At 58.0% G+C, this 6515-nt stretch carries 7 protein-coding genes; 1 reads left to right on the top strand and 6 read right to left on the bottom strand.

Going from position 1 to position 6515, the window contains the following annotated elements; translation table 11 throughout:
• The 6 genes from murF to mraZ all read right to left on the bottom strand — a co-directional run.
• On the bottom strand, positions 1 to 966 hold a 966-nt coding region (gene murF, locus Q7T06_RS11810), incomplete at its 3' end, for a UDP-N-acetylmuramoyl-tripeptide--D-alanyl-D-alanine ligase (protein WP_304784891.1).
• A complete protein-coding gene (locus Q7T06_RS11805) occupies positions 963 to 2492 on the bottom strand; it encodes a UDP-N-acetylmuramoyl-L-alanyl-D-glutamate--2,6-diaminopimelate ligase (RefSeq protein ID WP_304784889.1) in 1530 nt (509 codons plus the stop codon). The genes Q7T06_RS11805 and murF, both read right to left, overlap by 4 nt.
• On the bottom strand, positions 2492 to 4261 hold the full coding sequence (locus tag Q7T06_RS11800; RefSeq protein WP_304784887.1) for a penicillin-binding protein 2: 1770 nt from the start codon (positions 4259 to 4261) through the stop codon (positions 2492 to 2494). Before Q7T06_RS11800 ends, Q7T06_RS11805 begins: the two co-directional genes overlap by 1 nt.
• On the bottom strand, positions 4258 to 4530 hold the full coding sequence (ftsL, locus tag Q7T06_RS11795) for a cell division protein FtsL (protein ID WP_304784885.1): 273 nt from the start codon (positions 4528 to 4530) through the stop codon (positions 4258 to 4260). The genes Q7T06_RS11800 and ftsL overlap by 4 nt, the downstream gene beginning before the upstream one ends.
• The gene (gene rsmH, locus Q7T06_RS11790; RefSeq protein WP_304784893.1) at positions 4527 to 5495 is read right to left on the bottom strand and encodes a 16S rRNA (cytosine(1402)-N(4))-methyltransferase RsmH; all 969 of its coding nucleotides are present in this window, start codon (positions 5493 to 5495) and stop codon (positions 4527 to 4529) included. Before rsmH ends, ftsL begins: the two co-directional genes overlap by 4 nt.
• A 7-nt stretch (positions 5496 to 5502) precedes the next feature.
• Complete coding sequence (mraZ, locus tag Q7T06_RS11785; protein ID WP_304784883.1) at positions 5503 to 5931, bottom strand: division/cell wall cluster transcriptional repressor MraZ; 429 nt, start codon at positions 5929 to 5931, stop codon at positions 5503 to 5505.
• On the opposite strand from mraZ, the gene Q7T06_RS11780 reads away from it, so the two are divergent.
• The gene (locus Q7T06_RS11780; RefSeq protein ID WP_304784895.1) at positions 5815 to 6150 is read left to right on the top strand and encodes a hypothetical protein; all 336 of its coding nucleotides are present in this window, start codon (positions 5815 to 5817) and stop codon (positions 6148 to 6150) included. The two genes, mraZ and Q7T06_RS11780, sit on opposite strands and share 117 nt — an antisense overlap.
• Positions 6151 to 6515 lie beyond the last annotated feature (365 nt).

Below are 6515 nucleotides of genomic sequence, written 5' to 3'. Positions count from 1 at the left end.
CGTCTTGCGCTGCAAGCGGCCGCTGACTGGCGCGAAAGCTTGCAAGCCGCGCACGATTGCATCCGGCGCCACCCCGATGGCCAGCGCGCAGGCAATCGCAGCCAGCGCATTGCGCACGTTGTGCACGCCGGCAGCCGACAGCGCGATATTGAATTTCTGCGTGCCTGCCGTGACAGCCAGGTCACTGCCGAACGCATTGGCAACATAAGTGCAGCGCACATCTGCATCATCCGAAAAACCGAAGCTCAGCATCTTGCGTGACGCCGCATAGCTACGCCACAAAGGAGTAAATGGATCGTCAGCCGGGAATACGGCCACGCCATCTGCCGGCAGGTTCGCCAGCACTGCGCCGTTTTCTTCGGCGACGGCGGCGACGCTGGCCATGAATTCCTGATGTTCGCGCTGCGCATTGTTCACCAGCCCGACTGTCGGTTCAGCGATCTCCGACAGCAAGGCAATTTCGCCGGGATGATTCATGCCCAGCTCGATCACCGCAGCCTTGCAGTCAGCCGTCAGGCGCAGCAATGTCAGCGGTACGCCTATGTCGTTATTGAAGTTGCCGCGCGTCGCCAGATATTGTCCGGCGCCATATGCTGCTTCCAGTATTGCCGCAATCATTTCCTTGACCGTGGTCTTGCCGTTACTGCCGGTCACGCCTATCAGCGGCAGCTTGTATTGGCGCCGCCAGTAATGCGCGATTTCACCGAGCGCCACGCGCGTATCCGGCACCACCAGTGCAGGCACTTTCAATCCGGCAGGAATTTTTTCAACGACTAGCGCGGCCACATTGCGTGCCGCAACTTGCGGCAGGAATTCATGCGCATCGAAACGCTCGCCGCGCAAGGCGACGAACAGATTGCCGGCAGCCACATTGCGGCTGTCGGTAGACACGCCGTCGAAGCTGGCATCGACAGTCAGCGTCGAGTTTTTCACTGCAGACTGCAGTATGGACAAGGTAGATTTCATCCGCCCGCTCCCTGCATCGCACGCGCCGACAAAGCCAGTGCGGCGTGATCTGCATCGAGGAAAGGCTGCTTTTTGCCTTTTACATCCTGATACGCTTCATGCCCCTTGCCGGCCAATAAAATGACATCCTGTTTGGCTGCATGCTTGCCCGCCCACAGGATTGCAGTAGCGCGATCTTCAATGACGACAGGTTCATTCTTAGGCTTGCTTATTCCGGCAACAATGTCGGCAATGATGCTGGCCGGTTCTTCATGGCGCGGATTATCGCTGGTCACGATGATGTGGTCGGCTGCTGTTGCCGCCTGTCCCATCTGCGGACGCTTGCCGGCATCGCGATCGCCGCCGCAACCGAAGACGCACCACAATTGGCCGCCACGCTCAGCAGCCACACTGCGCAAGGCCGCCAGCGTTTTTTCCATTGCATCCGGCGTGTGCGCATAATCGATCACTACCAGCGGCGCTTCACCGCCACCGAGCTGCTGCATGCGGCCGGGTACCGATGTCAGCGCCTCGACTGCCGCCAGCGCATCACTCCACGCGATGCCCTTGGCCAGCAGGATACCGACTATGCCGACCACATTGCTGACGTTGAAATGGCCCAGCAATTGTATTTTGACTTGCGCGACGCCAAACGCCGACTTGAGCTGGAAGACGGTGCCGCTTTGCGTACTGTGTATATCGCTGGCATGCAGCAGTGCAACGCCGTCGGCATATTGCTGCGTCAATGAATACCCGGTGATGCCGATGCCAGGCTGATTGCGCTGCATGCGCGCGACTAGGCGCACGCCCATCGCATCATCCAGATTCACGACTGCATGGCGCAAGCCGGGCCAGTCGAACAGGCGCGCCTTGGCTTCTTCATAAGCCGCCATGTCGCCGTGATAATCCAGGTGATCGCGTGTGAAATTGGTGAAAAGCGCCATATCGAAATGCATGCCGGCCAAACGATCCTGGTGCAAGCCTATCGACGATGCTTCTATCGCCAGCGCCGTGGCGCCCAGCTTGCAGGCATGGGCCAGCGAACGCTGCAGCAGCACGGCATCCGGCGTCGTGTAGCCGGTGACATCGAATGCGCCATGCGTGCCGTGATTGAAAATACCGACACCGAGCGTGCCGATCACGGCAGTCGGTTGCCCCAGGCGCGACAGGGCGCTGCCCAGCCACTGGCTGCACGAGGTCTTGCCATTGGTGCCGGTGACGGCAACGGTGAACATCGTGCGATCAGGGTGGCCGTAATAAGCTGCGGCGATTTCGCCTGCGTGGTGTTTCAGATTCCCGACTGCCAGATGCGGCACATCCCACTCTGCATCCCAGACGCAATCGGCGGCCTCATGCAGGATAGCCCGCGCGCCGCGTTCTATCGCGTCAGAAATATAGGCGCGGCCATCAGCCTCGTCGCCAGGGTAGGCCACGAACACATCGCCCATCGCTATGCTGCGCGAATCGGCGCTCAGCCCGGCAGCCGGTGCAGTCGTCTGCAACCAGCCCAGGATTTCTGTCAGCGCGCTCGTCGTCAGGGAAGACATTACATGTTCTCCTGTGCGGACTCGGCCGGAATGATGATGTTGGTGATGCTGGAGTCGGGTGCCACATTCATCGCGCGCAGGGCATTCGCCGTGACTGCCGAGAATATCGGTGCCGCCACCTGGCCGCCGTAATGCTTGCCGGCAGATGGCTCGTCTATCATCACGGCAACGATGATGCGCGGGTCCGATACCGGCGCAAAGCCGACGAAAGACGATACGTATTTCTTCACGTACTGGCCTTTTTCAAGCTTGTACGCGGTACCGGTTTTGCCGCCGACACGATAGCCGGGTACTTGCGCCTGCGGTGCCGTGCCGCCCGGGCCGGCTGCCATTTCCAGCATGCCGCGTGTGGCACGCGCGGTTTTTTCGCTGATCACGCGCTGCCCGATCGGTTGGTCGGTGGAACGTTGAAAAGTCAGCGGAATGATTTCGCCATCGCGCGCAAAGATCATGTATGCATGCGCAATCTGCAGCAGCGATACCGAAATGCCGTGACCGTAACTCATCGTCGCCTGCTCGATGGGGCGCCATGATTTATATGGACGCACGCGACCGGCCACCGCACCGGGGAAGCCGACCTTGGGTTGCTGGCCGAAGCCGACCGAGGTAAACATGTCCCACATTTCATGCGACTCCATTTGCAGCGCAATCTTTGCGGTACCGACGTTCGATGATTTTTCTATCACTTGCGACACCGACATCAAGCCACCTGCATGCGCATCGCCTATTGTCGCCTTGCCGATAGTCAGCTTGCCGGGCGCAGTTTGTATCATCGTGTTCGGTGTGATGTACTTGTTTTCCAACGCCAGCGCGATCGTGAACGGCTTGAGCGTCGAACCCGGCTCGAAGGTGTCGGTCAGCACGCGATTGCGCAATTGCGCACCGGTCAGTACCGAGCGATTGTTCGGGTTGTAGGTCGGCAGATTGGCCAGCGCCAGTACTTCGCCGGTCTTTGCATCCAGCACGACGATGCCGCCGGCTTTTGCCTTGTGCAGTTCAACGGCATCTTTCAATGCCGAAAAAGCGATGTACTGGATCTTGCTGTCTATCGACAGCGCCAGATCCTTGCCGTCATGCGGCTCGCGCACCGATTCGATGTCTTCGACGATGCGGCCCAGCCGGTCCTTGATCACGCGGCGATTGCCGGTCACGCCGACCAGTGTTTTTTGAAAGGCCAGTTCCATGCCTTCCTGCCCCTTGTCTTCGACATTCGTGAAGCCAACGACATGCGCCATCACATCGCCTTCAGGGTAGTAGCGTTTGTATTCCTTGCGGGTGTCGATGCCGGCGATGCCGAGTTTGAGTATCTTGTCGACGGTATCGAGCTCGACCTGGCGTTTCAGGTAGACAAAACCGCGATCCGAATCCAGCTTGCCGCGCAACTCACGCTCACTCATGTCGAGCAGCTTGGCCAGCGCCTGCAATTTTTCTTTTGGCGCTTCCAGCACGTCATCCGGGATCGCCCATACTGCACGCACCGGGATCGACGATGCCAGCACCTGGCCGTTGCGGTCGGTAATCTTGCCGCGTGTGGCTGGCAATTCCAGCGTACGCGCGTAGCGTGAAGCGCCCTGCTTTTGCAGGAAATCGGTAGACATCCCCTGCAGCCACAGCGCACGGCCGGCGAGGGTCAGGAAGGCGGCAAAAATCAGGAACAGCACGACGCGTGAACGCCATGCCGGCAGCTTGGTTTCCAGTACCGGACTGGAAACAAAAGGCACGCCCTTGCCAGCGGCGGTGCGGGATGTACGCGATGCAATGCGCGTCATTTATCCCCCATCGTCAGATACTGGGTGCTGGTAGGCGACACCGGCACCATGCGCAAATCGCGGCGCGCATTGAATTCGATGCGCGAATGTTTGCCGAGGGTGGATTGATCGAGCTGCAGTTGCGCCCATTCGATATCGAGTTGTCGCGCCTGCGCTTGCGCACGTTCGAGCTCGATGAACAGGCGACGCGATTGATAGTGCGCATTGACGACCGACAACGCACACAGCACCAGCACGAACGTCAGCAAAAAACTGATGCGCCCGCTCATGACGCAACCCTGGAAGCCGGTTGCAGACGCTCGGCCACACGCATGACGGCGGAACGGGCGCGCGGATTGGCACTGATTTCTTCGGCGGAAGGCTTGATCCTGGCGATCAACTTCATTTCCGGCTGCGGCAGATCGACTGCACGTATCGGGAGGCGACGGTCCGGCTGCGGCATATTGGCTTTGCCGGCCATGAACTGCTTGACGATGCGATCTTCCAGTGAATGAAAGCTGATCACAACCAATCTCCCGTGCGGAGCCAAATGCCGATACGCTTCGCTTAAAACTACTTCGAGTTCTTCAAGCTCCTGATTGATGAAAATCCGGATAGCCTGAAAGGTGCGAGTGGCCGGGTCTTTGCCCTTCTCGCGGGTTTTAACGGCGTGTGCCACGATCGCGGCAAGCTGTCGTGTGCTTGAAATTGGTTCGATTGCCCGGCGAGCAACAATCTCCTTTGCAACCTGAAAAGCAAACCGTTCTTCCCCATATTCTCGTATCACTTTCTCGATTTTCTGTTCGGTTTCCGTCGCCAGCCATTCTGCTGCCGACATACCGCGTGTCGTATCCATACGCATGTCGAGCGGCCCATCTGCCCGAAAACTGAAACCACGCGCCGCATCGTCGACTTGCGGCGACGAGATTCCCAGATCCAGCAATACTCCATCCACCTGCCTGATACCACGCACCGCCAATGCATCACCCAAGCTTGCAAAACTGTCGTGCACAATTTCAAAACGCGCATCCGCTATCGTTGCGGCATTAGCGATCGCCTGCGTATCCTTGTCGAAGGCCAGCAAGCGGCCGTTGGCACCCAGGCGCTGCAGTATCAGCCGGCTATGACCGCCGCGTCCGAAGGTGCCGTCTACGTACACGCCACTGGCGCGCTCGCCATCCAGCACCAGGGCGTCGACCGCCTCATCCAGCAACACCGTACGGTGCTGGTATTGCGGCACCGGCTCTGCATTCATCACGGCGTCAGAAAGAAAAATTATTTAATACATCGGGCATGCCGGCAGCGATCGCATTCGACTCGCTCTCACCCAGCTTGGCTGCATCCCAGATTTCGAAATGACTGCCCATGCCCATCATCATCACGTCGCGCGTCAGGCCGGCGGCCGTGCGCAACTCGGGCGCGATCAGGATGCGGCCGGCGCTATCGAAATCGACATCGGAGGCATTGCCGAGAAAAATGCGTTGCCAGGCGCGCGCGGAAATCGGCCATTTGGCAATTTCTTCGCGGCGCATTTCCCACACGGGACGCGGGAAGAGCAGCAGGCAACCATCAGGATGTTTAGTCAGGGTGATGCGGCCCTCACACTGCAAAAGCAGGGCGTCACGATGCCGGGCTGGAATAGTCATCCGGCCTTTGGCATCGAGATTGAGAGAAGACGCGCCTTGAAACACCCTGAGATCCTTTTTGTCCGTTATGCAGTGCTCGCACTTTATTTGCGCTTAAAAATACCCACAAATAAACACTTTTTCACACAAGCACCCACTTTAGTGGAAGCCCCTATAAGCGGTCAAGCGATATTCAGGGGTGAAAACAAGGTTTTTTTCAATGAAGTCAAGGACTTAGCGCATTACGTTGACGCAACACGTTTGTTAAATATCTCTAAGAATTAAGCACTTATGATTGATAGTGAAAGTGGCACATCAGATAAACACATGTGTTTATCCAGCAAAATGAATTTTGCCCACTGTGAAATTAAGGGGGGAATTTGAACGCGCCTGCAGCAAATACGCCGCATCCGCTATACAGAAGACAGAAGAGTGGGAGACAGATAAGGATACAGCGCAGGCTTTTCTGCGCTGGATCAGCAAGGGCCAAGCAAGACTGGCGAATCTAGTAGCTGGGCAAACCGCATTTATCCGAAGGATCGGGGACCGGCGTGCAGTACTTGTAGGCTTCTTCCCTGGTGCCACCCTGCTGGCGCATATAGGGTGCAAAACATTCCTGACTTTCGCGATAAGCCCGCATCAGCTTTTCG

The sequence above is a fragment of the Herminiimonas sp. genome (assembly GCF_030645555.1).
Taxonomy (GTDB): Bacteria; Pseudomonadota; Gammaproteobacteria; order Burkholderiales; family Burkholderiaceae_D; genus Oxalicibacterium.
Note: the sequence above shows the minus strand (reverse complement) of the source record. Positions and strands in the feature narration are given on the sequence as shown.

Coding starts and splice junctions, on each gene's coding strand:
- Q7T06_RS11800 (WP_304784887.1), bottom strand. CDS start 4,261: ATGACGCGCATTGCATCGCGTACATCCCGCACCGCCGCTGGCAAGGGC.
- Q7T06_RS11780 (WP_304784895.1), top strand. CDS start 5,815: ATGTTTAGTCAGGGTGATGCGGCCCTCACACTGCAAAAGCAGGGCGTC.
- Q7T06_RS11805 (WP_304784889.1), bottom strand. CDS start 2,492: ATGTCTTCCCTGACGACGAGCGCGCTGACAGAAATCCTGGGCTGGTTG.
- rsmH (WP_304784893.1), bottom strand. CDS start 5,495: ATGAATGCAGAGCCGGTGCCGCAATACCAGCACCGTACGGTGTTGCTG.
- ftsL (WP_304784885.1), bottom strand. CDS start 4,530: ATGAGCGGGCGCATCAGTTTTTTGCTGACGTTCGTGCTGGTGCTGTGT.